This is a genomic window from Gluconacetobacter diazotrophicus PA1 5 (assembly GCF_000021325.1).
Classification (GTDB): domain Bacteria; phylum Pseudomonadota; class Alphaproteobacteria; order Acetobacterales; family Acetobacteraceae; genus Gluconacetobacter; species Gluconacetobacter diazotrophicus.
The window spans coordinates 2,983,434-3,005,864 of sequence record NC_011365.1 but is presented as its reverse complement, the minus strand read 5'-3'; the positions used below and the strand labels follow the sequence as shown (position 1 = coordinate 3,005,864).

The 22,431-nt window shown below is 63.1% G+C and carries 20 protein-coding genes; 11 read left to right on the top strand and 9 right to left on the bottom strand.

What is annotated here, in order from left to right; translation table 11 throughout:
* Positions 1–72 precede the first annotated feature (72 nt).
* Positions 73–1,323, top strand: a complete 1,251-nt coding sequence (locus GDIA_RS13735; protein ID WP_012553139.1) for an IS701-like element ISGdi12 family transposase — start codon at positions 73–75, stop codon at positions 1,321–1,323.
* 173 nt (positions 1,324–1,496) lie between these two features.
* Here GDIA_RS13735 and GDIA_RS13730 read toward each other — a convergent pair whose 3' ends face one another.
* A complete protein-coding gene (locus tag GDIA_RS13730) occupies positions 1,497–2,840 on the bottom strand; it encodes an IS1182-like element ISGdi13 family transposase (RefSeq protein ID WP_012223140.1) in 1,344 nt (447 codons plus the stop codon).
* Between the two features lie 159 nt (positions 2,841–2,999).
* Between GDIA_RS13730 and GDIA_RS18770 the strand changes: the two genes are divergently transcribed.
* Positions 3,000–4,057, top strand: a protein-coding gene (locus GDIA_RS18770) for an IS630-like element ISGdi4 family transposase (protein ID WP_157864088.1) whose coding sequence is annotated in 2 segments (ribosomal slippage) — positions 3,000–3,492 and positions 3,492–4,057 — 1,059 coding nt in all. Because the reading frame shifts where the segments join, the coding sequence is not laid out codon by codon here.
* A 35-nt stretch (positions 4,058–4,092) separates the two neighbouring features.
* Here GDIA_RS18770 and GDIA_RS13715 read toward each other — a convergent pair.
* Positions 4,093–4,917 (bottom strand): IS5-like element ISGdi2 family transposase, encoded by an 825-nt coding sequence (locus tag GDIA_RS13715; RefSeq protein WP_012553437.1) that lies wholly within the window; start codon positions 4,915–4,917, stop codon positions 4,093–4,095.
* Positions 4,918–5,035: 118 nt separating this feature from the next.
* Between GDIA_RS13715 and GDIA_RS13710 the strand changes: the two genes are divergently transcribed.
* The 8 genes from GDIA_RS13710 to GDIA_RS18760 all read left to right on the top strand — a co-directional run bounded on the left by GDIA_RS13710 (position 5,036) and on the right by GDIA_RS18760 (position 10,928).
* Complete coding sequence (locus tag GDIA_RS13710) at positions 5,036–5,872, top strand: IS5-like element ISGdi1 family transposase (RefSeq protein ID WP_012222260.1); 837 nt, start codon at positions 5,036–5,038, stop codon at positions 5,870–5,872.
* 75 nt (positions 5,873–5,947) lie between these two features.
* Complete coding sequence (locus tag GDIA_RS19290; protein WP_144880588.1) at positions 5,948–6,316, top strand: hypothetical protein; 369 nt, start codon at positions 5,948–5,950, stop codon at positions 6,314–6,316.
* A 148-nt stretch (positions 6,317–6,464) separates the two neighbouring features.
* Positions 6,465–6,761: a WGR domain-containing protein gene (locus GDIA_RS13705; RefSeq protein WP_012554521.1), complete on the top strand. Its 297-nt coding sequence runs from the start codon at positions 6,465–6,467 to the stop codon at positions 6,759–6,761.
* Positions 6,762–7,011: 250 nt separating this feature from the next.
* The gene (locus GDIA_RS19950) at positions 7,012–7,485 is read left to right on the top strand and encodes a tyrosine-type recombinase/integrase (RefSeq protein ID WP_390614220.1); all 474 of its coding nucleotides are present in this window, start codon (positions 7,012–7,014) and stop codon (positions 7,483–7,485) included.
* A 154-nt stretch (positions 7,486–7,639) separates the two neighbouring features.
* A protein-coding gene (locus GDIA_RS18765) for an IS630-like element ISGdi6 family transposase (protein WP_012554519.1) occupies positions 7,640–8,585 on the top strand; the annotation gives its coding sequence in 2 pieces (ribosomal slippage) (positions 7,640–7,978 and positions 7,980–8,585; 945 coding nt in all).
* 138 nt (positions 8,586–8,723) lie between these two features.
* Complete coding sequence (gene parA, locus GDIA_RS13685; protein WP_012554518.1) at positions 8,724–9,377, top strand: ParA family partition ATPase; 654 nt, start codon at positions 8,724–8,726, stop codon at positions 9,375–9,377.
* Complete coding sequence (locus GDIA_RS13680; protein ID WP_012228657.1) at positions 9,374–9,679, top strand: ribbon-helix-helix domain-containing protein; 306 nt, start codon at positions 9,374–9,376, stop codon at positions 9,677–9,679. Before parA ends, GDIA_RS13680 begins: the two co-directional genes overlap by 4 nt.
* A 256-nt stretch (positions 9,680–9,935) precedes the next feature.
* On the top strand, positions 9,936–10,928 hold the full coding sequence (locus GDIA_RS18760) for an IS481-like element ISGdi9 family transposase (protein ID WP_012554517.1): 993 nt from the start codon (positions 9,936–9,938) through the stop codon (positions 10,926–10,928).
* Here the strand turns inward: GDIA_RS18760 and GDIA_RS19710 are convergent.
* The gene (locus GDIA_RS19710; protein ID WP_012228653.1) at positions 10,878–11,249 is read right to left on the bottom strand and encodes a glutathione S-transferase N-terminal domain-containing protein; all 372 of its coding nucleotides are present in this window, start codon (positions 11,247–11,249) and stop codon (positions 10,878–10,880) included. The genes GDIA_RS18760 and GDIA_RS19710 overlap by 51 nt on opposite strands.
* Positions 11,250–11,314: 65 nt before the next feature.
* On the opposite strand from GDIA_RS19710, the gene GDIA_RS13665 reads away from it, so the two are divergent.
* Positions 11,315–12,217, top strand: coding sequence for a LysR family transcriptional regulator (locus GDIA_RS13665; RefSeq protein WP_012554515.1), 903 nt, complete (start codon positions 11,315–11,317; stop codon positions 12,215–12,217).
* 63 nt (positions 12,218–12,280) lie between these two features.
* Here the strand turns inward: GDIA_RS13665 and GDIA_RS13660 are convergent, their stop codons facing one another.
* The 6 genes from GDIA_RS13660 to GDIA_RS13635 all read right to left on the bottom strand — a co-directional run bounded on the left by GDIA_RS13660 (position 12,281) and on the right by GDIA_RS13635 (position 22,340).
* Positions 12,281–13,876: an efflux transporter outer membrane subunit gene (locus tag GDIA_RS13660; protein ID WP_012228649.1), complete on the bottom strand. Its 1,596-nt coding sequence runs from the start codon at positions 13,874–13,876 to the stop codon at positions 12,281–12,283.
* Positions 13,873–15,054 (bottom strand): efflux RND transporter periplasmic adaptor subunit, encoded by a 1,182-nt coding sequence (locus GDIA_RS13655; protein ID WP_012554514.1) that lies wholly within the window; start codon positions 15,052–15,054, stop codon positions 13,873–13,875. The genes GDIA_RS13660 and GDIA_RS13655 overlap by 4 nt, the downstream gene beginning before the upstream one ends.
* The gene (locus GDIA_RS13650; RefSeq protein ID WP_012554513.1) at positions 15,054–18,227 is read right to left on the bottom strand and encodes an efflux RND transporter permease subunit; all 3,174 of its coding nucleotides are present in this window, start codon (positions 18,225–18,227) and stop codon (positions 15,054–15,056) included. Before GDIA_RS13650 ends, GDIA_RS13655 begins: the two co-directional genes overlap by 1 nt.
* Positions 18,228–18,731: 504 nt before the next feature.
* Positions 18,732–20,585, bottom strand: a complete 1,854-nt coding sequence (gene ilvD, locus GDIA_RS13645; protein WP_012554512.1) for a dihydroxy-acid dehydratase — start codon at positions 20,583–20,585, stop codon at positions 18,732–18,734.
* Positions 20,586–20,688: 103 nt separating this feature from the next.
* Positions 20,689–22,056 carry a cation:dicarboxylate symporter family transporter gene (locus GDIA_RS13640; protein WP_012554511.1) on the bottom strand — a complete coding sequence of 456 codons (1,368 nt, stop codon included), beginning with the start codon at positions 22,054–22,056 and terminating at the stop codon, positions 20,689–20,691.
* Positions 22,053–22,340, bottom strand: a complete 288-nt coding sequence (locus tag GDIA_RS13635) for a GNAT family N-acetyltransferase (RefSeq protein WP_012554510.1) — start codon at positions 22,338–22,340, stop codon at positions 22,053–22,055. Before GDIA_RS13635 ends, GDIA_RS13640 begins: the two co-directional genes overlap by 4 nt.
* Positions 22,341–22,431 lie beyond the last annotated feature (91 nt).

Sequence of the window (22,431 nt, the reverse complement as noted above, 5' to 3'; positions counted from 1 at the left end):
GAATTAGACTTTTGAAACAGTCTCTAACACTACAGTTGCGTTTTTCTGAGAGTTCTGAATCTATGGGTAACCATGATTCTGAACGAGATGAATAGCGCAGCTTCGGTCGAGGATGTTCTGGCTCTGACGCTGGAGGCGCTGCGGGACGCCAAGGAGCGAATGCGCCCGGTATTCGGCCAGGAGCGGGTGGCGGCATCGGCAGGCCGGTTTCTGGAAACACTACTGGGCAACGAGCCGCGCAAGACCGGCTGGATGCGGGCTGAAGCTGCGGGCGATCCGGGGCCATGGCGACAGCAGGCCCTGCTTGGACGCGGGCATTGGGACGCCGATGCATTGCGGGACGTCGTGCGCGATCATGTTGTCGAGCATCTGGGGGATGCCGACGCGGTACTGGTGGTCGACGAGACTGGTTTCCTCAAGAAGGGCTCTGCATCATGCGGAGTGGGACGGCAATATACCGGGTCTGCCGGCAAGATCACGAATTGCCAGATTGGCGTGTTCGCAGCCTATGTCTCTGACAAGGGGCATGCTTTTCTCGACCGGGCTTTGTATCTGCCGAAAGCCTGGACTGAAAAGCCTGAGCGGTTGGCGGCGGCCCATGTGCCGGGCGATGTCACGTTTGCCAGCAAACCGTCCCTGGCCACCGCGATGATCGGCCGGGCGCTTGCGGCCGATGTGCCGTTCCGGTGGGTGGCTGGCGACAGCGTCTATGGCGTCGGTGAACTGGAAATGGCTTTGCGCCGCGCAGGCAAAGGCTTCGTCCTTGGCGTCAACGCCAATCACTGGTTCCATTCCTGGCGTCCGGACATCCACTGGTCCGGCGAGGCGCGCGAAATCATCAAGACCCTGCCGGACGAGACCTGGGTCCGCTGTTCCGCCGGACGCGGCACCAAGGGCGAACGACTGTATGACTGGCTGTATTGCCCGATGGCCGATCTCGAGGCCTCCGAATATTCAGGTATCTCAACCGGGATATGGACCCGTGGGCTGCTGGTCCGGCGTAATCCCTCCGATGGCGATCTGGCATATTTCACGACCTGGTGCCCTCAGGGAACACCGCTTGAGATCTTGGTGCGTGTCGAGGGCACGCGCTGGCGAATCGAGGAAGGGTTCGAGACCGCCAAGAACGAATTCGGACTCGACCATAATGAAACCCGTTCCTGGCATGGCTGGCACCGTCACGTCTCGTTGGTCATGCTGGCTTACGCCATGATGGCCGCTGTGCGGTCCCAGGCCAACGCCATGGCGCTCAAAAAAAGCCAGTTGCACAAACGCGGCCGCTCATCCGCTGGTCAATCCAGGAAATCCGCCGCCTCGCCGTGAAAATTACCCGAAGCCGCGCCTCCATCGAGCATATCCTCCGATGGTCGTTCTTTCGACGTGCTCATCAGGCCGCAGCATACCTCTCGCGCCTCAGGGCAAAAACGCAACTGTAGTGCTAAGCAGGCTGTCGGATTGGGCGCTGCCGTAGTGATGAGTGATGGCGACGACGGCGTTTATGCGGCCGTCAGTCGCGTGATCCTACGGCAATTATATGCGAGGGCGACGAGCGTCCATTCTGTTGCGACGTTGGGGAGGCCACGGAGATGGAAACGGGTGAAGCCCATGGCGCTCTTGATGATACCGAAGACCGGTTCGACGGTCTGCTTGCGTAAGGCGTAAAGGGCTTTTGCCGGGTTCTGTTGCAGCCTGGCCTTCATTTCCAGGCGCCAGGGCTCGGTGATCCGGCGCGGCTCCCTGGGTGGCGGTTCTGGCCGGAAGTCATAAGGGCGCCGATTCACAGGGCGTCCGATGGCGACCAGCGGGTCCACGCCGCTGGCCTGCAACGTTTCGACGGCTTTGCCGCTGGCGAAACCCGTGTCGGCGAGGACGGTTCGTGGCAGGCCGATCCTCTCCTCCATACCCAGGATGGTGGCGGCGAAGCTGGGCGCGTCCGCCGTCGTCGCAACGACGCCATTTTCCAAGATCAACTGGCTGCCCTCGGCACAAACCACGGCCTGGGCATTGTAGGCTTGCCGGTATTCATGCGCGTCGGAGCGGCGCATCAGCTTGCTGTCCGGATCGGTCAGGTTGATCTGCCGGTCTGGTGGCGGTTCATCGTCCGGTTCTTTCGGCGGCCGACCGCGCCGTCCCCGCTTCGCATCAAAAGCTGCCTTCTTGCGCTCATATTCTGGTCGGGCGGTCTTGGCCTGCTCGCGGGCTTCCGCCTCCAGTCGCGCACAGGCTTCATCCAGCTTTGCCTTCAGAGCCTCCCGCCGGGCCAGTTCCTCCGGCAACGCCTGATGATCCACATCGGTTGTATCCGCCGCCTCTGCCCGTTCCATCAGGGTGGAGATATCGGTGGCCAGTTTCTCGCGCAGCTCTTTCGCGCGATCATAACGAATGGAACGGTATTTCGAGGCATTGGCATCGATCTTCGTGCCGTCGATCGACACCGTGCCAAGCCGCACCAGTCCCGTCTCGCGTGCCAGCAGGAGTACATGCATGAACGCTGCCTCGATCGCCGTGCGGTTGCCGCGCCGGAACGTCGCGATCGTGTCATGGTCAGGATGCAGGTTCGCCGCCACAAAGCGCATACCGATATCACGATATGTCGCCCGTTCGATCCGACGCGATGAGAACACGCCGTTCGCATAGGCGTAAATCAGCAGCGCCAGCATCAGGCGCGGATGATACTGCGCCTTGCCGCCAGTCCGCACAGGAACGGAAAATGCCCTCAACGGCACCCGCTCTACCGCCGCCACGATGAAATGCGCCACATCGTCCGACGGCAGCCATGACTTCAGATCCGGCGGCAGAAGATACGGCTGCGATCGATCAAACGGAATGAAGCTGCTCATCCTGAAAGCTTACCGCAGATCGCCAGAGCCAGGTACCCCAACCCGACAGCCTGCTAATACCAACTCCGGTCCGCCCTGACTCATATGTGATTGCCTGACGGTATCGTTCTGGAACGAGCTGTGATTCACAGGATGCCGAACCGGGCGGGAGGCATCCGAATGGGCGGGGCGTTAGCGTTGCGTGAGGATTATGATGCGGCGGGACTGCGTGCTCTGGCGCGGACAACGAGGCATGCGGGCCAGGCGCGTCGGCTTCTGGCGCTGGCGGCGATCTACGATGGTGCGTCACGCGGAGACGCGGCACGACTGGCTGGGACGGATCGGCAGATTGTGCGGGACTGGGTGGTGCGTTTCAACGCCGAGGGCCCGGATGGCGTGCGGGATCATCATGGGGGCGGTGTCGTTCCCCGCCTGACACCAGCCATGTTGGAAGCGCTGATGCGCCGGATCGAGGACGGCCCGATCGCTGCCGTGCATGGGGTGGTGCGCTGGCGGCAGGCTGATCTGGGGCAATGGCTTTATGAGGAATTCGGCGTCTCTCTTTCGCGCAGCCGGCTGAGCGCCGTTATCCGGGGCCTCGACTTCCGCCTTCTGACGGGACGCCCCCGGCACCATGCCCAGGATCCCGAGGCCCAGGACGTTTTTAAAAAAGCTTCCCCGACGTCATGGCCGGGATCCGGGCCCGGCATCCCGGCAAGGCCATCGAACTCTGGTGGGGCGACGAGGCGAGGGTCGGCCAGAAAACGAAGCTGACGCGCCGCTGGGCCAGACGCGGCACCCGTCCACGCGCGCCTGCCGATCAGCGCACACGTTCGGCCTGGATCTTCGGAGCGATCTGTCCGGCGCTAGGCAAGGGAGCGGCCCTCGTCCTGCCCTGGTGCAACCTCCACGCCATGAACCGGCATCTCGACGAGATCTCGCAGGCCGTAGCGCCGGGCGCTCACGCTATCCTCATCGTCGATCAGGCAGCGTGGCATACCAGCCCGAAACTCGATATCCCCGCCAACATCACCATCCTGCCGCTCCCGCCACGCTCGCCCGAACTCAATCCGGTGGAAAACGTCTGGCAGTTCATGCGCAATACCTGGCTGTCGAACCGGATCTTCCGCACCTACGACGACATCGTCGATATCTGCTGCCACGCCTGGAACCAGCTCGTCGACCAGCCCTGGCGCATCATGTCCCTCGGGCTACGACAATGGGCACATGGGTTTTAACAAACAGGAGTTGGTATAAGAGCCTGTTTGGAAAGTCATGGATGAGCGTTTCTTCGGGTGAGATTGGCGCCCATGGCGACGAAGATCATGGCCTGTGAGACATCGATGCGACGCTCGTAATCGCGCACGAGGCGTCGCCATCGGGTCATCCATCCGAAGGTTCGCTCCACGACCCAGCGCCGGGGGAGAACCTCAAAGCCTTTCGCTCCGTCCCTGCGACGGATCACCTCGACGACGAAGTCCAGGTAGGCAGCCTTGTCCATCAACTGGAGCCGGTCATAGGCACCGTCCGCGAATAGATGCTTGACCCACGGCCAGCGCTTGCGGATCGCGTCCAGGATCATCTGCGCTCCGGCGCTGTCGGAGATGTCCGCCGGCGTCAGGTTGACCATCAGCAGGCGTCCGTCCGTATCCACGGCGATATGCCGCTTGCGCCCGACAATCTTCTTTCCAGCGTCGTAACCTCTTGTTTTCGCGTGCGGCGCCTTGATGCTCTGGCTGTCGATCACTCCGGCCGAAGGGCTGGCTTCACGGCCCGAGCGCTCCCGGTCAAGCATCAGTTCCACATCATGAATGGTCTGGAACAGGAACCGCCGGGCCAATTCCCTGAACCAACCATAGACCGTACGCCAATGCCCGAAATGGATCGGCAGCATTCGCCAGCCGCAGCCGGATCGAACCAGGTAACGAACCGCGTTGATCACCTCGCGGAATTCGATCTCGCGCGGACGCCCCGTGCGTCCCGGCTCGGGCATCAGTGGCGCGATGCGCGCCCATTCCTCCTCCGTCATATCAGACGGATAACGCTTCGTCTTGCGGGTAATCCTGGCCATGCGGCCTCTCTGCTCTGGCGTCCACATCCAGAGCTTGAATCACACTTCAGCGACTTTCCAAACAGGCTCTTAGAGCCCGATCCGAAAGTTTTTGAACAATACCAGCCTGTTGTGATTCATCCGTCTTTGCGAAGAGATGGAGTGAATGGTGACATGGACTGGTATTGCCCGACGTGAACATAGCCGGGAAGGGTTGCGATATCCATCGGATATGACGGACGGGGAGTGGGCTTTGATCATGCCATTTGTACCCCCGGCGAAACGGGGCGGTCGCCCCCGCACTACGGATATGCGCGAGGTGGTCAACGCGATGCTCTACATAGCCTCGGCCGGGTGTGCGTGGCGCCTGCTGCCGAAATGCTTTCCGCCGGTCTCGACCGTCAGGCGCTATTTTTACGCCTGGCGTGGTGCCGGAGTGTTCGAAGTCATGAATACGGTGCTGGTCATGAGCCTGCGCGAGATCGAGGGGCGTGAAGCCTCTCCGAGCGCGGGCGTGATTGACAGCCAGTCGGTGAAAACCACGGAAAGTGGCGGGCTTTCGGGCTATGACGCGGGGAAGAAGGTCAAGGGCCGCAAGCGCCATATTGTGACGGATACCTGCGGCTTCCTGATCTTTCTCCTCGTTCATGCCGCCGACATCCAGGACCGTGATGGGGCTGTTGATGTCCTGGCAGCGATACGCAGGCGCTTTCCCTGGCTGCGCCACATCTTCGCTGATGGCGGCTATGCTGGCGACAAATTGCGATCCGCGCTCGCCTCCATGGGAAAATGGACCCTTGAAATCATCAGGCGGTCCGATACGGCGAAGGGCTTTCAGATCCTGCCGCGCCGCTGGGTGGTTGAACGGACATTCGCATGGCTGGGACGGTGCAGGCGGCTCGCCAAAGACTGGGAACAATCCATTGCTTCCTCAACCGCATGGACATTGATCGCCTCGATCCGAATGCTCACACGACGGACAGCAAGGCATTGTCACGGTTGAAGAACTTTCGGATCGGGCTCTTAGGAAAATGAGAAAAATTGTTTTTTACAATAACAAATTTGGGGAGGGTGAAAAATGACAGAGGATGAGGTCGTTAAGGATATTTTGTCCAGATTGATGGGTGATCAGAAATCGAGTTTTCCATATTATAGAAGCGATATCCACACGGAGTATCAAGCGAATAAAGCTACGGATCTTCCTCTTGTTTATATGTGGGGAGAAACGGTGGATGCTGACGGCAACTCAGGCTTTTCCCTTTCTGTGAATGGGAATATTGTGGGTCGTATGCTTGAGGAGTATATGCCACGAAGTCATCCGGAATTTCCGGATGTGCGGGATCACATCATCGGGCTGATTTCTCGTGTACAAAGAGATGTTGTCATCTCTATGTGTCAGAAATTCCGGTGTACACCGCGCCAAATCGCTGAGAACTTACCACGTTAGTCCGCAATTTTTTGTCTCCCTGTTACACTATTGATAATAGTGTAACAGGCCGCACCGTCCGAGCCGCCCCGGACCCCGGAAAAACCGCCCGCTCACCGCCTTTTTCCTGGTACCGCGTCGCCCGGCCTGTTACACTTCTCGGGAAAACATGCCCAAAGCGCCCCATCCAGCCCCGCCTCGCCCCCTGCGTCAGTTGGCCATCTTCCCCGAGGCGGCCGAGCTGCGGCACGTCGTGCCGGCGACCAATTGCTGGCGCTTCTACCGGCTGTGCCTCCAGGACGATCTGTTCGGCGGCACCGCCCTGCTCCGCCAGTGGGGACGCATCGGCACCCAAGGGCAATCCCGCCTCGATCTCCATGCCGATCGCGGCCAGGCCCAGGCCGCCCTCGCAACCCTGCTGCGGCAGAAGGTCAAGCGGGGCTATCGCTCCAGAGAGAAGACGTGACGAAGGCAAGGGCGAGGGCGCTCCCTCGGCAGGCCATTCCATCCGGCACAGCCGGACGGAACCTTGCGGCCGCCTCGCCCTCGCGCTCCCGGCAGGAGCCTCGGGCTCCTGCACCTCGGGACGTCAAGGCGGCGCCGGCGGCCGGCATGCAGCTCTTCGATCCGAGCGGCGCGCGCAAATATCTCACCGTCGCCGAGCGTGACCGCTTCCTCAAGGCGGCCGAGCAGGCGCCGCGTGAGTCGCGCACCCTGTGCATGACCCTCGTCTGGTCGGGCTGTCGGCTGTCCGAGGCCCTGGCGCTGAGTGCCGATCGCGTCGATCTCGCCGCCGGCGTGCTGGTGTTCGAGAGCCTGAAGAAGCGTCAGGCCGGCGTCTATCGCGCCGTGCCGGTGTCTCCTGCCCTGCTCGACGCCCTCGACTTGGTGCATGGCATCCGCCAGGCGCAGAAGCGCCGCGATCGCGGCCAGGCGGTGCGGCTGTGGCCGTGGGCGCGGATGACCGGCTGGCGGGCGGTGCATGCCGTCATGCAGGAGGCCGGGTTTCCGGGCCGGCTGCCTCGCCCAAGGGGCTGCGCCACGCCTTCGGCGTCGCCGCCGTCACCAATGCCATCCCCCTCAACCTGGTCCAGAAATGGCTCGGCCACGCCCAGCTCACCACGACCGCCATCTACGCCAATGCCGTCGGCGCCGAGGAACAGGATATCGCACGCCGAATGTGGGGATAATCGGTGCTGATCCACGGCCAACCAGTGGGCGAAGTCCGTTTCGCTGAGTTGCCGTGCGATTAGAGCGTGATGATTTCGGTCTGAATCGGAATATGGGTACCCAGATTGCCGAAAATCTGATTCAACATGCTGTCTGGATTGGAGGCCAGCATGGATGGCGCGTCCTTATTCGATGGATCTTCGCGACCGGGTTGTGGCAGCCGTGGAGACAGACGGCCTCTCCTGCCACGAGGCCGCGAAGCGCTACGGTGTAGCACCCAGCACCGCGATCCGGTGGATGCAGAGCTTTCGGCGGACCGGCAGCGTTTCCCCTGGCCAGATGGGCGGCCACAAGCCGAAACGGCTGACGGGTGCGCATCGGGAATGGCTGATCGAGCGTTGCAAGGCGGGGGGCTTTACCCTGCGGGGCTTGGTCGCAGAACTTGCCGGGCGCGGGCTCAGGGTCGATTATCGCTCTGTGTGGGTCTTCGTCCACGACGAGGGGCTCAGCTTCAAAAAAAACACTCGTCGCAGCCGAACAGGACCGTCCTGATGTCGCCCGACACCGGGCGCGATGGCAAAAATACCAACACCTCATAGATCCCGCCCGCCTGGTGTTCATCGATGAAACCTGGACCAAAACCAATATGGCGCCGCTACGCGGCTGGGCGCCGCGTGGCGAACGGCTCCGGGCCAAAGTGCCTTGGGGTCATTGGAACACCATGACCTTTATTGCCGCCCTGCGGGTCGATCGGATCGATGCGCCGTGGCTGCTCGATGGTCCGATCAACGGCGAAAGCTTCCGCATCTACGTCGAGAATGAACTCGTGCCGACGCTCAGGCCTGGTGACATCGTGATCGCTGACAACCTCGGCAGCCACAAAAACAAGGCAGCACGCGCAGCCATCCGACAGGTCGGCGCGCGCCTGATCCTCCTGCCAAAATACTCCCCAGACCTGAACCCCATTGAACAGGTCTTTGCCAAGCTCAAGCACCTGCTCCGCAAGGCCGCGGCTCGAAGCCGCGACGCAGTCAGTTCAACCATCGGCGAACTCCTGCGCAGCTACGCTCCCAGCGCATGCGCCAATTATTTCATAAACTCAGGATATGGACCAACCTAAAATCATCACGCTCTAGAGACACGATTTTTCTTTGAAAGACGGAGGTGGTGAATCTGGCCTCGGGCTTCCCCTCTTGCCGGCAAGACGGGTTATCGCGCATGACCACATGCAAACATGCGGTCATGTAAGGATATACACATGCCAACAATCGCGATCATCAGTCAGAAAGGCGGCGCTGGCAAGACCACCCTCGCCTTGCATCTGGCCGCCGCCGCCGAGGATTCCGGGCATACCGCGCTGGTGATCGACCTCGATCCGCAGGCGACGGCGAGCCAATTGGCGGCATGGCGTCAGGATGCGCCCCCGGTCGTGATCGACAGCGCGCCCCCTCGCCTCGCCGCCAAGATCGAGCAGGCGACGGGTCAGGGTGCGGCGTTCATCGTGATTGATACCCCCCCCCATGCCGACAGTGCGGCCAGCGCTGCCGTCGAGGCGGCCGACCTGGTGCTGATCCCGTGTCGGCCGAGCGCGTTCGACTTGGCCGCGATCAAGACGACTGCCAGCCTTGTGAAGATGCGCGGCAAGCCCGCGTTCGTGATCTTCACGGCGGGAAGCCCGACTGCGCCGCGCATGTATGACGAGGCCGCGCAACTTGTGCGGGATTATGGGCTGGAGGCTTGCCCGCACCATATGGCCGATCGCGCCGCCTTCCGTCACGCAGCGGCCGAGGGAAAGACCGCGATGGAGATCGAGCCGAACGGCAAGGCGGCCGATGAGGTGAGGCAGATTTACAAGTGGACATGCAATCATGTAAACATGCAATCTTCAAAGAAGCGGAGAGCCAGCGCATGAGCAGCCGGAAAGGATCATTGCTTGCATTGCGGGATCGCGATCCCGCGCCGTCGCCGGCGAAGGCCGAGCCGGAGAGCAAGGCGGCCACGCCGATCGCGCCCAGCAGCGGCACGGCGATGGGTAGTAGCCCGGTTGCGCCGAGCCGCCAGGGCAAGAAGGCGATGACGGGCTATTTCAGCCCGGAAATGTCGTTCGCCATGCACATGACCGCTCGCAAGCATGGCATGAGCTTGCAGGACGCGATGGCCGAGGCGTTCAACGACTGGCTCCGCAAGATGGGAGAAAGTCCTGTAGGCAAGTGAGTATGTTCACATGCAATCATTTATGAGGAACATGGAAACAGTTGGTCGGATGGTTTCATTGCGGCGAACGGCGTGAAGTGATCCCGGATGTGGGACACGGCTTGCCCTATGATCGACCAGACATATTGAGCGAAAAGATTCAATCGTTCGCCCGCAGCCTTGGGAGGCCTTTGGACAGACTGTCCGTCCCCACTCCTAGATGTTTGGTCCCGGGATTTGGTGGTGCATTATTTTCACATGAGTGGAAGGATGCGCTATGGGCCAGGTTCACCACGGAAGCGCCACGACGACAGCGGCAGTCCGTCGAGCGATACAACATAGTCAAGAGAGCCTGAGGGTTCTGGCGAAACGCTACGGGATCAACCCGAAGACGGTCGCCAAATGGAAGGGGCGGACCGATACGTCGGATCGACGCACCGGTCCGAAGGTCGCATCCTCAACCATCCTGTCGACCGAAGAAGAAGCGATCGTTGTGGCCTTCCGTCGCCATACCCTGCTGCCTCTTGATGATTGCCTTTATGCGCTTCAGGCGACGATCCCGCATCTGACGCGATCTTCCCTGCACCGTTGTTTTCAGCGCCATGGGATCAGCCGCCTGCCCGAGACCGAAGGCGACAAACCAAAACGGTCGAAGTTCAAGAGTTATCCGATCGGCTATTTTCACATCGACATTGCTGAAGTCCGCACTGAAATGGGGCGCCTTTATCTTCTGGTGGCGATCGACCGGACCTCGAAATTCGCTTTTGTCCAATTGCACGAGAAAGCGACACGTCGCGTTGCCGGTGACTTCCTGCGTGCTCTGGCCGCTGCGGTTCCCTACCGCATCCATACCGTGCTGACCGATAACGGCACGCATTTTACCGATCCGGCCGGCAATGGATGGACACCCGAAGACATCAAGGCCATGCGGGCGGATGGTGTCCTGTTCCGGTGCCACTCTTTTGAACTGGCCTGTGCTGATCTCGATATCGAGCATCGACTGACAAAGCCGCGACATCCCTGGACGAATGGCCAGGTCGAGAGGATGAACCGCACGATCAAGGACGCCACCGTCAAGCGCTTCTACTACGAAACACATGACCAGTTGCGTCAACACCTCGCCGACTTCGTTACCGCCTACAATTTCGCCCGCAGGCTCAAGACCCTGCGCGGCCTCACTCCATATGAATTCATTTGTCAGCAGTGGGAAAAAGAACCATCACGGTTCATACATAATCCGCACCACCAAATCCCGGGACCAAACATCTAGGTAGACGAAGATAGCGGCGGATTCCGTCAGGACGAAGGGGCCGTTCTCCACGGTCCGATCCAGCAGGATCGGCACCTTGCCGTTAGGATTGAACGCCAGAAATTCCGGCGTCTTTTGCTCGCCCTTGCGGACGTTGACGCCATGCAGCGTATAGGAAAGGCCAAGCTCCTCGAGCGCGATCGGTACCTTGACGCTGTTCGGCGTCGCGAACGCATAGACATCGAACAGCGGCCGTTCTTCCTCGGCCGCCGCGCGTATGAATGAACCGGACATCGAGACACCTTTCTTCTGGCCCGACTTGTCCGGGCCCCTGAAAGACATGTCTCCGTACCGCTCGACATGGCAGATGCGTCGAGGCGATAAACGCCATTCTCAGGAGGAATGGCATGGATCGATATCAGGCGATGGCAACGTTCGTGCGGGTAGTGGAGACCGGCTCGTTCTCGGCCGCCGCGCGTCACCTCAACGTCGGACAGCCAGCGGTGTCCAAGACCATCGCGCAGCTCGAATCCCGGCTTCAGGTCAGTCTGCTCATTCGGTCCACGCACGGGCTGACGCCGACCGAGGCGGGACAGAGCTTCTATGAGCGGGCGCGAAACGCCATCCAGGAAGCAGACGAGGCGGAGCTTGCCGCGAAGGGAGCAGGGGCGGGCCTGTCCGGGCGCCTGCGCGTTTCCGCCGCGACGACATTCGCCCGACTGCACGTCATCCCGAAGCTGCCGCACTTCCTGGCGGCTCACCCGCATCTCGACGTCGATATCATTCTCGACGATCGCATGATCGACCTTGTGGCCGAGGGCGTGGATATTTCATTGCGCATGGGGATGCTGTCCGATTCCACCGCGGTCGCGCGGAAAATCGCAACCGGCGGGCGCTCGGTTCTTGCAACGCCCGCCTATCTCGCACGGGCCGGGAAGCCGCAGAGCCCGGCGGATCTCGCGAATCACGAGGCGATTATCTACAGTCAGCAGCCCAATGCCTGGTCGTTCACGCGCGATGGCGCGGCCGTTTCCGTCTCTGTCGGCGGGCGGCTGCGCGTCAGCGCGGCCGAAGGGCTGCGCGCCGCATTGCTGGCCGACATGGGACTGACCATCGCCTCGGACTGGATGTTCGCGCCGGAACTGGAAAACGGCGCCATCGTCCGGGTCCTCGAAGCCTGGTCGCTGCCGCCGATCGGTCTGTGGGCCGTCTTTCCCGCCGGTCGCATGATGACCGCGAAAGCGCGCCGGTTCGCGGCGTTCGTCGAAGAGATCATGGGATCGAAGCCGGCCCCTTCGCAAACGGCATGATTGTCAAAAAAAAGCCCGGGACCAGCCGGCCCCGGGCTTCATGCAGGCGTCAGCGCCGCCCGGTCACCGTCCCGAAACCGGGACCGTCCCCGTGCGCAGCGTCGTCGCGCCCGTCAGGTCGTCATAGCGCGTATCGGTGTCGCCCGGCGTGTCGATGCCGCCGGCGGGCGTGGGGTGGTGCAGCCCGTCATATTGCAGGATCGAGAACGTCATCGTCTGGTCGGGCGTCGGCAGCAGCCTGTCGTTCCAGCCGCCGCCCAGCGCGCGGATCAGGCCCACCTCCGCCTGGACATAGCGGGTTTCGACCTGCACCTGCGAAATCTGCGCGTCCAGCGCCGCCTCCTGCGCGATGATCGCGTCCAGATAGGCCGACAGGCCGCCCTTGTACAGGGTCATCGTCATGTTCTGCATGTCCAGCGCGGCCGACACCGCCGCCTTCAGGCGGTCGTTTTCCGCCCACAGCCGGTCGGTGCGCGACAGCCCGTCCTCGACCTCGCGAAACGCCGAAAGGACCGAGGACCGGTAATGGTCGCGCGTCTCGCGATAGGTGGACCACGAGGCCTGCAGCGCCGCGCGGCGCAGCCCGCCCTCGAAGATCGGCATCGACGCCGACGCGCCGTACGACCACATGCTGTTCGCCAGGTTGGCCAGGTCGAACCCGTTGGCGTCGAAGCCGCCATTCGCGTTGAGCGAGATATGCGGATAGAATGCCGCGCGCGACACGCCGATGCTGCGGTTGGCCTGCGCCATCTGCCGTTCCGCCGCCGCGATATCCGGGCGCCGCTGCAGCAGGTCGGACGGCACGCCCACCGGAATAGCCGCCCGCGTGAAGGTCAGCGTATCGACCGGCGCGATATGGAAGCTGGACGGCGCGCTGTTGGTCAGCACCGCGATCGCATGCTCGGTCACCTCGCGCTCGGCCAGGATGTCCATCTCCGCCGCCTGGGTGACGTACAGACGGTTCTGCGCACGGGCCAGGTCCAGCTTGGGCGCCGCCTGGTTGGCCAGCTGCGTCTGCGTGACCGATACCGCGCGTTCGTAATAGGCGATGGACTTGCGATAGATCGCATCCTGCGCGTCATAGCCGCGCAGGGCCACGTAATCGTTGGCCAGTTCCGCCTGCAGGCTCAGCCGCGCGGCGGCGAAATCCGCCGCCTTCTCCTGGGCGGAATATTTCGCCATGCGCACCTGGTTGCGGATCTCCGACCAGAAGTCGGGCTCCCACGACGCCAGGCCGCCATAGAACTCGTCAGTCGCGGTGGTGGCGCCCTTGTAGCGGAACAGGCGGTCCGCCGACTGCTTGTTGTCCGACGCGCCGAAGGCCAGGCCGAAATGCGGCAGCAGGTCCGCACGGGCCTGCATGACCATGGCGCGGGCCTGGACGAAGCGTTCGGCCGCGGCCTGCAGGTCCGCGTTCGCGGCCGTGGCCTTGTCTTCCAGCGCGTCGAGCTGCGGATCATGCAGCATGGTCCACCAGTTGGACGGCAACTGGGTATCGGCCGGCGTGGCGGTGGCGAACGGCGCCTGCCCGTGCCAAGACGCAGGCACGACATAGGTGGGTGGGTGATAGGTGGGCGCCAGGTCGCAGGCGGACAACGCCGCCAGCGACAGCATCGCCCCCCCGGACATGACAGTCCGGCGCAGCGATCGCACGATCATCCCTCGATTTCCTCGCTTGCCTGGTCATACCCCTTGGCCGGCTGGACCACATGCACCTTCTGCCCCTCCAGCAGATCGGCCGGAGGGTTGTTGATGATCCGATCGGTGGCCGTGATACCCGAAACCACATCCGTCTCGGTATCGGCCATGCGCCCCACCTCGATGTTGCGATAATGGACGACATCGTTCGCATCCAGCACCGCAACCTGCATGCCCTTTTCCTGGAAGACCAGGGCAGCAGTCGGGATCTGGAACACTCCCGGCGTCGAAGGCGCCGTCATCTTGACCGAAGCGAACGTGCCTGGCCACAGCACGTGCTTGTCGTTGTCGATGGTGAATTCCGTTACCGCCGTGCGGGTGTTGGGGTCGTAGCCCCGTGCGATCGTCAGGAAGTCAGCCTTGAAAGCCTGGTTCGGGAACTGCGGCACGGTAACTTCCGCCGTCATCCCAGGCTTGAGAATATAAGAGAAGGTCTCGGGCACCGACACGAACAGACGCATCTTGTGCATATCCGACACGACGAAGAGCTGGCTGGCATCGCCATTGCTGCCATGCTCCCCCGCCCCGCTGCTGACATAGTCACCGACATTGATGTCACGTGACGTGACCACCCCGTCGAACGGCGCGACGATGGTCTTGAATTTTTCAAGCGCCTCGAAGCGATCGACATTGTGCTGGGCTGCCTGCATTTCCGCCAGACCCGCCTTGCGGTTCGCATCGGCGACCGAAACCGACTGCCCGGAAACGGCCTGCGACTTCGCCATCGCATGCCAGCGATCGGCACTGACGACAGCCAGGTTGTACTTGGCTTCGGCCGCCGCCAGGTCCGCCTTCGCCTGAGCATATTGCGCGTCCAGGCTTGGGGCATTGATTTCGGCCAGCACATCGCCGGTCTTCACCTCGGCGCCGTAATCCTTGTACCACATCTTCACGTAGCCCGAGGCCTGCGGAAAAATCGGCGCCTGATACCAGGCATCGATATTGCCCGGCAAAGTCAGGGTCACATCCTTGGGCGAAGGTTTCGCATGGACAACGGCCACATCGGGCAGCGCATTGCTAAGCGTCTCCGCGCGCAGTTCGGCCACCGCATGAATCCGGGTGACCACCTGATAACCGACCAACAGGGCCACAGCGCAGACCCCCGTCGCCAGAACGGTATTACGTGACAGGGAAGCCATCAGACGGTCTCCTTCCGGCTCGACGAGCGGTTATAGATGATCGCGTAAACACAAGGAACAAACAGAAGGGTGGAAATTGTGGCCACGATCAGGCCGCCGATCACCGCCTTGCCCAGCGGGGCGTTCTGCGAGTTGCTGATCGACATCGGTATCATGCCCACGATCATTGCTGCGGCCGTCATCAGCACCGGACGGATACGACCGTATCCCGCTTCCAGCGCCGCCTTGAGCGCATCGCCGTGCACTTCCAGTCTCTCACGGGCGTAGGATACGACCAGGATGGAATTCGCGGTTGCCGTTCCCATGCACATGATCGCACCGGTCAGGGCCGGAACCGACAGATGAGTATGCGTCAGGAAGAGACTCCACGCGATCCCGGCCAGCGCCCCTGGCAGAGCCGAGATGATGATGAACGGATCAAGCCAGGACTGGAAGTTGACAACGATCAGCAGGTAGATCAGCACGATCGACACCGCCAGACCGCCCACCAGTTGCACATAGGCGCTGCGCATCGTCGTGGCCTGGCCTTCGACTTCGACGGCCGCGCCGCGCGGCACGTCGCCCGCCGTCTCCGCGATCACCTTGTTCACGCCCGACAGCACTGTTCCCAGATCGGTTCCCTCGGCCGACACGTAGATATCGAACGCGGGCATCGAGTTGTAATGCGAAACCTGGCCCGGGGTTCCTTTGGCGGTGATCGTGCTGATGGCACCCAGCAACTGCATGCCCTTGCCCGACGGATCGCCATCCCCCTTGTCGACCGGAATCGACAGCAGGTCATTGAAATGCGTCAGCTGATTCTGCGTCACGTACGTGTTCAGCAGGAAGGTGACGCCCCAGGCCGGATCATACCAGTACTGGGGATCGACGGTCGAACTGCCCGACAGCGTCATCAGTTCGTTGTCGGCCAGGTCGGCGGCATCGATTCCGGTGGCCTGGCTGAAGGTCCGGTCCCCCTTCACGAACAGGGTCGGCGTCTTCATCGTCTGCTGCAGCGACACGTCCGCAGCACCGGGAACCAGACGCAGCTTGTTCACCAGTTCGACCGCATATTTGTAGCTTTTGCTCAACTCGGGACCGGCGATCTTGATATCGATCGGCGAAGGCGAGCCGAAATTGAGAATACGCGCCGTCAGGTCCGCAGGCTGGAATGTAAAGACCGTGCCCGGGAAGCTGGCCGAAAGCCCCTTGCGCAGGACGGCACGATAATCCCACACAGGCGATTCCTCGTTGGTCAAGGAGATCGTCAGGTCGCAGTCCTGCGTGCCGATGGTGGGGGTGGGAATGAAGGCCTGGTTGTGCGGTCCTTCAGGCAGGCCGCAATTACTGACCACATCTTCGACCTTGCCGGGCAACAGTTCCTTGATCCGGTCACTGACCAGCGTTGCCGTGCGCCCCGCCACCTCGATACGGGTACCCAGGGGGGCACGCATGTGCATCTGCAGTTGGCCGGACTTGATTTCAGGGAAGAAGTCACGGCCGGCCACGGCATACAGCCCCGTCGACAGCACCGACAGCCCCAGGAAGGTGAAAACGAAACGCACACGGTTATCAATGGAACGCTTCAGGAAAGCACCATAGGCTTCGCGGAAGTGGGTAAAGCGGTGTTCGAACCCACGCTGGAAGCGGACAAACACGTTGCCGCCCTTCAACTCATCGCCATGCGTGTCATGCCCATGCGCGCCATGGGTCTGCCCGGCGAGAAGAAACTTCGCCATGGTCGGCACCAGGGTCCGCGACAGGATGAAGGACGCGATCATGGCGAAGATGATCGCCTCAGCCATCGGCATGAACAGCCAGCCGGCCACGCCGCCCAGTTCGAACAGCGGCAGCCAGACGATACAGATGCAGGTCGTGGACACGAAGGTCGGGATCACGATCTGGTTGGCCGCGTCGATAATCGCGACCTCCAGTTCCTTGCCCATTTCCAGATGGGTGTCGATGTTCTCGATCATGACGGTGGCGTCGTCGACCAGGATGCCGACGGCCAGCGCCAGACCGCCCAGCGTCATGACGTTGATCGTCTGCCCAGCCCAGCCCAGTCCGATGACCGCGCACAGGATCGCCAGGGGGATCGAGGTCGCGATGATCACGGTCGAACGCCACGAACCCAGGAACAGCAGCACCACCAGACCGGTCAGGATGGCCGCTGTCACCATTTCACGCAGCACGTCGATGATCGAATCCTTCACGAAGCCCGAGGCATCGTTCAGGACCGATATATGCGCGCTGGCCGGAATCACCTTCTGCAACCGCGGTATAAGCGCCTTCACACCGGACACGACATCCAGGGTCGAGGCCTCACCGCTCTTCATCACCACCATGATGACGGCCTGACGCCCCTTGACCAGCACGAGATTGGTCTGCGGGTGACCGCCGCGATACACCTGCCCCAGGTCATGCATGTAGATGACCGAGTTGCCGACGCGCTTGATGGGAATATTACCCAGTTCCTCCATCGAACGGGGCTGGGCGTTCGTGGCGACCATCCAGTCCGTGGGGCCTATCTTCTGATCGCCGGCCGGACGCACGATGTTCTGCTTGTCCAGCACATTCTGCACGTCCATCGCAGACAGGTGGTGGGCCTGCAACTGCTTCTGGTCCAGAGCAAACATCACGAAGGCATCCATGCCGCCGTAGGGATGCGGCACGATGGCACCGGGCACGGTCACCAGCAGGGTACGCACGCGAATCTGCGCCAGCTTGAACAGGTCAGACGGCGTCATGGTGTCGGACGTCAGTTCCAGCGTGATGACAGGAACCGAGGACGCCTCCAGCTTCATGATCATCGGTGCCGGAATCTTTTCCGGCAACTGCATCAGAACCGTCTGCGAAATCGCGGTAACGTCCGCTTCGGCCGATCCGATATCCGTGCCAGGCTGGAAGAATATCTTCACGATGCCGCGGCCGTAGTAGGAATCGGACTCCATGTGTTCGATTCCCTCGACCGTCGAGGTCACGCCCTGCTCGTAATTGTACATGACGCGGGCAGCAAACTCGTCGGGCAGCAGACCACCATAGGTCCACACCACCGCGATCGCCGGGATCTTGATGTTGGGGAACACGTCCGTCGGTGTCTTGAGGGCGGACATGACGCCGAACAAGAGAATAAGGATGGACAAGACGACGAATGTGTACGGCCGTCGCAGGGCCGTCACGACTATTGCATTCATATGCGACCTTTTTCCTGTTCAGGACGCTCTCGGCGCGGATCGAACCCAGGACGGACGCCACGGGCGGTCCGCCATTTCATTCCCATCAAGAAACAAGACTGCCTTGTCCCCGCACGAGGGCAGGCGTGAGCCCGGGCCGCCCGGCCCGCGCCACGCCTGTTTTTCCGCGGGGAAGAGCGGCGGCGAGCGGGGATCACCCCCGTAAAGGTCACGGGCTACACGGTAAGGTAGTCATAGCTGGCTCCCCAATGCCGCACGCGCCCCGCTAGAGCGGTGCTGTCTCGGCTGAGAGCCTATACAGAGATATATGTCAAACTATGTATGAAAAGATGTCCATGTGATGAAAACAAATTTCATGAAATTCCCTTAATGACGATCCCGCATGGGATCTATGCGCATCTGTTCACCATTGTTCGACGAATTATTGCGCAACGTAACACAAAACGGGCACAATACCATCGAAAGGCGCGCCGGACCGCCGCCGGCGCGCCTGTGCGGGCAGGTTCAGCGCCGCTTGATCTGCGTGATGTCGCGCACGGCGCCCCGCGCCGCGCTGGTGGTCAGCGCGGCATAGGCCTGCAACGCGACGGACACCGTCCGGTCGCGGTCGGGCCGCCAGGCGTCCTCGCCGGCTTCCTCCATCCGCAGGCGCCGCGCGGCCAGTTCCGCGTCCGGCACGGCGGTACGCAGGATGCGGTTGGGAATGTCGATCTCGATGATGTCGCCGTCGCGCAGCAGGCCGATCGCCCCGCCCTCGGCGGCCTCGGGCGAGATATGGCCGATCGACAGCCCGGCGCTGCCGCCCGAGAAACGCCCGTCGGTGATCAGGGCGCAGCGTTCGGCCAGCCCCTTCGATTTCAGGTAGCTGGTCGGGTACAGCATTTCCTGCATGCCCGGACCGCCCTTCGGCCCCTCGTAGCGGATGACGACGACATCGCCCGCCACGATCCGGTTGCCCAGGATGGCCGACACCGCCGCGTCCTGGCTTTCGAAGATGCGCGCCGGCCCGGTGAAGGTCAGCAGCCCGGCCGCGACGCCCGCCGTCTTCACGATCGCCCCGTCCTCGGCGATGTTGCCGTACAGCACCGCCAGCCCGCCATCCTGGCTGAAGGCATGCGCCCCGTCGCGGATCGCCCCCGCCGCGCGGTCCAGGTCCAGCGCGTGATACCGGCTGGCCTGCGAGAACGCCTGCGTGGTCCGCACGCCGCCCGGCGCGGCGCGGAACAGGGTCGTCGCGGCCTCGGACGCGCCTGGGGCCGACACGTCCCAACGTTCCAGCGCCTGGGCCAGCGACGGCGCATGGACCATCGACACCTCGCGATCCAGCAGGCCCAGCCGGTCCAGTTCGCCCAGGATGGCGAAGATGCCGCCGGCGCGATGCACGTCTTCCATATGCACGTCGGCCTTGGACGGCGCGACCTTGCACAGATGCGGCACCCGGCGCGACAGCCGGTCGATATCGGCCATGGTGAAGGGCACCTCGCCCTCATGCGCCGCCGCCAGCAGGTGCAGCACCGTGTTGGTCGACCCGCCCATGGCGATATCGACCGTCATCGCGTTCTCGAACGCCCGCGCCGTCGCGATCCCGCGCGGCAGCACGCCGGCATCGTCATGCTCGTACCACCGCCGCGCCAGGCCGACGATGCGCCGCCCGGCCTCCAGGAACAATTCGCGCCGGTCGGCATGGGTGGCGACCAGACTGCCATTGCCCGGCAGCGCCAGGCCCAGCGCCTCGGTCAGGCAGTTCATGGAATTGGCGGTGAACATGCCCGAGCACGATCCGCAGGTCGGGCAGGCCGAACGTTCGATCGACTCCGACTCGGCATCGCTGACACGCGGATCGGCGGCCGAGACCATCGACGTCACCAGGTCCACATGGCGTTCCACCCCGTCCTGGATCACCCGTCCGGCCTCCATCGGGCCGCCGGACACGAAGATGGTGGGGATGTTCAGCCGCATCGCGGCCATCAGCATGCCGGGGGTGATCTTGTCGCAATTGCTGATGCACACCAGCGCGTCGGCGCAGTGCGCGTTGACCATGTATTCCACCGCATCGGCGATCAGCTCGCGCGACGGCAGGCTGTACAGCATGCCGCCATGGCCCATGGCGATGCCGTCATCGACCGCGATCGTGTTGAATTCCCGCGCGATTCCGCCCGCCTCGGCCACCGCCCCGGCCACGAGCTGACCCAGGTCCTTCAGATGGACGTGCCCGGGCACGAACTGGGTGAAGGAATTGGCGACGGCGATGATCGGCTTGCCGAAATCGGACTCCTGCATGCCCGTGGCACGCCACAGGCTGCGGGCGCCGGCCATGTTGCGGCCATGGGTGGTGGTGCGGGAACGATAGGCGGGCATTTCTGGTGCCTTTCCGGACAATCAGGCGCTTCGGTTCGGGTGGGCGCCCCTTATATGGGACGGAATGGCCTTCCGTGAAGCACCGACTGTCCGGCCCGGCGGGTCAGGACGCGGTCAGCGGCGCCTCGGCCGCCGCATCGTCGCCCGCCGCCAGCACGCGCCGTGCCTGCGCCAGGTCGATCTCGCCCTCCCACGCGGCGACCGCGATGGTGGCCACGCAATTGCCGACGAAATTGCCCAGCGCGCGGGCAATGCCGATGAACCAGTCCACCGACACCACCAGCACCAGCCCGATCGGCGGAACCTGCGGCACCACCGCCAGCGTGGCGGCCAGGATGACGATGGCCACCCCCGGCACCCCGTGCGCCCCCTTCGACGTCACCAGCGCGGTGCCCAGGACCAGCGCCATCTGCCCCCACCCCAGCACCGTGCCGGTGGCCTGGGCCAGGAACAGCACCGCCATGCCCAGATAGATCGACAGCGCATCCAGGTTGAACGAATAGCCCGCCGGAATCACCAGCCCCACGACCTCGCGCCGTATGCCCAGCCGCTCCAGCTTGTCCATCGTCTGCGGCAGCACGGCGTCCGACGCCGTGGTGGCCGCCACGATCAGCAGTTCCGCCCGCAGATAGACCAGCAGCCGCCACAGCCCGACCCCGCAGCGCCGCATCACCAGCCCCAGCGCCAGCGCGACGAACGCCGCGACGGTGCCCACATACAGCACCACCAGCAGCCCAAGCTGCCCCAGCGCGGCCGCGCCGTAATGCCCCACCGTCCAGGCCACTGCCCCCAGCACGCCCACCGGTGCCACCCTCGTGACGATCCCCATGATGCGGAACATCACCGCCGTCAGCCCGTCGATGACCCGCGCCACCGGCTGCCCGGCGGGCCCGACCTGCGTCAGGGCGCAGCCGAACAGGATCGCAAAGAACAGGATCTGCAGCACGTCATTGCCGGCGAAGGCCCGCACCGGGCTGGTGGGGACGATGTTCAGCAGGAAGGCGCCGATCCCGCCCTGGCGCAGCGCCGCCGCCGACCCGCCGACCGACCCCAGCGCCACGGCGCCGTCCGTCACGGCCCGCCCGGCCAGGGGCACATGCATGCCCCGACCCGGCCCGGCCAGGCCCGCCGCCAGCAGGCCGAAGCCCAGGGCCAGCGTTGTCATCGCCTCGAAATAGATTAGCGCCTTGATCCCGACCCGCCCGACCGTGCGCAGGCTGCCCGCGCCGGCAATGCCCTGCACCACGACGCAGAACACCAGCGGCGAGACGATCATGGCGATCAGCCGCAGGAACAGGTCGCTCAGCGGCCGCAGCGCCATGCCCAGCGCCGGGTCCAGCAGCCCGATCGCGACCCCGCCCGCCGTCGCGACGACGATCTGGAGGAACAGCGATTGATAAAGCGGCGCCTTCGTCATGCCCACCGCATACGATACGTACCCGCCACGACCAAGAGGCGATCCGGCGATCACCCGCCAGGCGGACGCTCCAGCAGGTCGGCATATTCGGGATGGCGGCGGATGAAGGCCGTCACGAACGAACAGCGCGACACCACCCGCATCCCCCGCGCCCGCGCGGTATCCAGGACGGCGCGCACCAGCGTCGATCCCACGCCTCGCCCCTCCAGCGCGGACGGCACGCTGGTGTGGCTCAGCACCAGCCGCCCGCCTTCCACCGCATAGTCCGCGAACGCCACCTCGCCCCCGACAGGCAACTCGAAACGACGGCGGGACGTGTTGTCGATCAGGTCGGTCATGGACGGTCCCTCATGCATGGAATGGCTTTTTCTTTTCTGAAGAAAATGAAACGAAAAGATCCCGGTTCGTTTTTCGGTCCCTCATGCATCT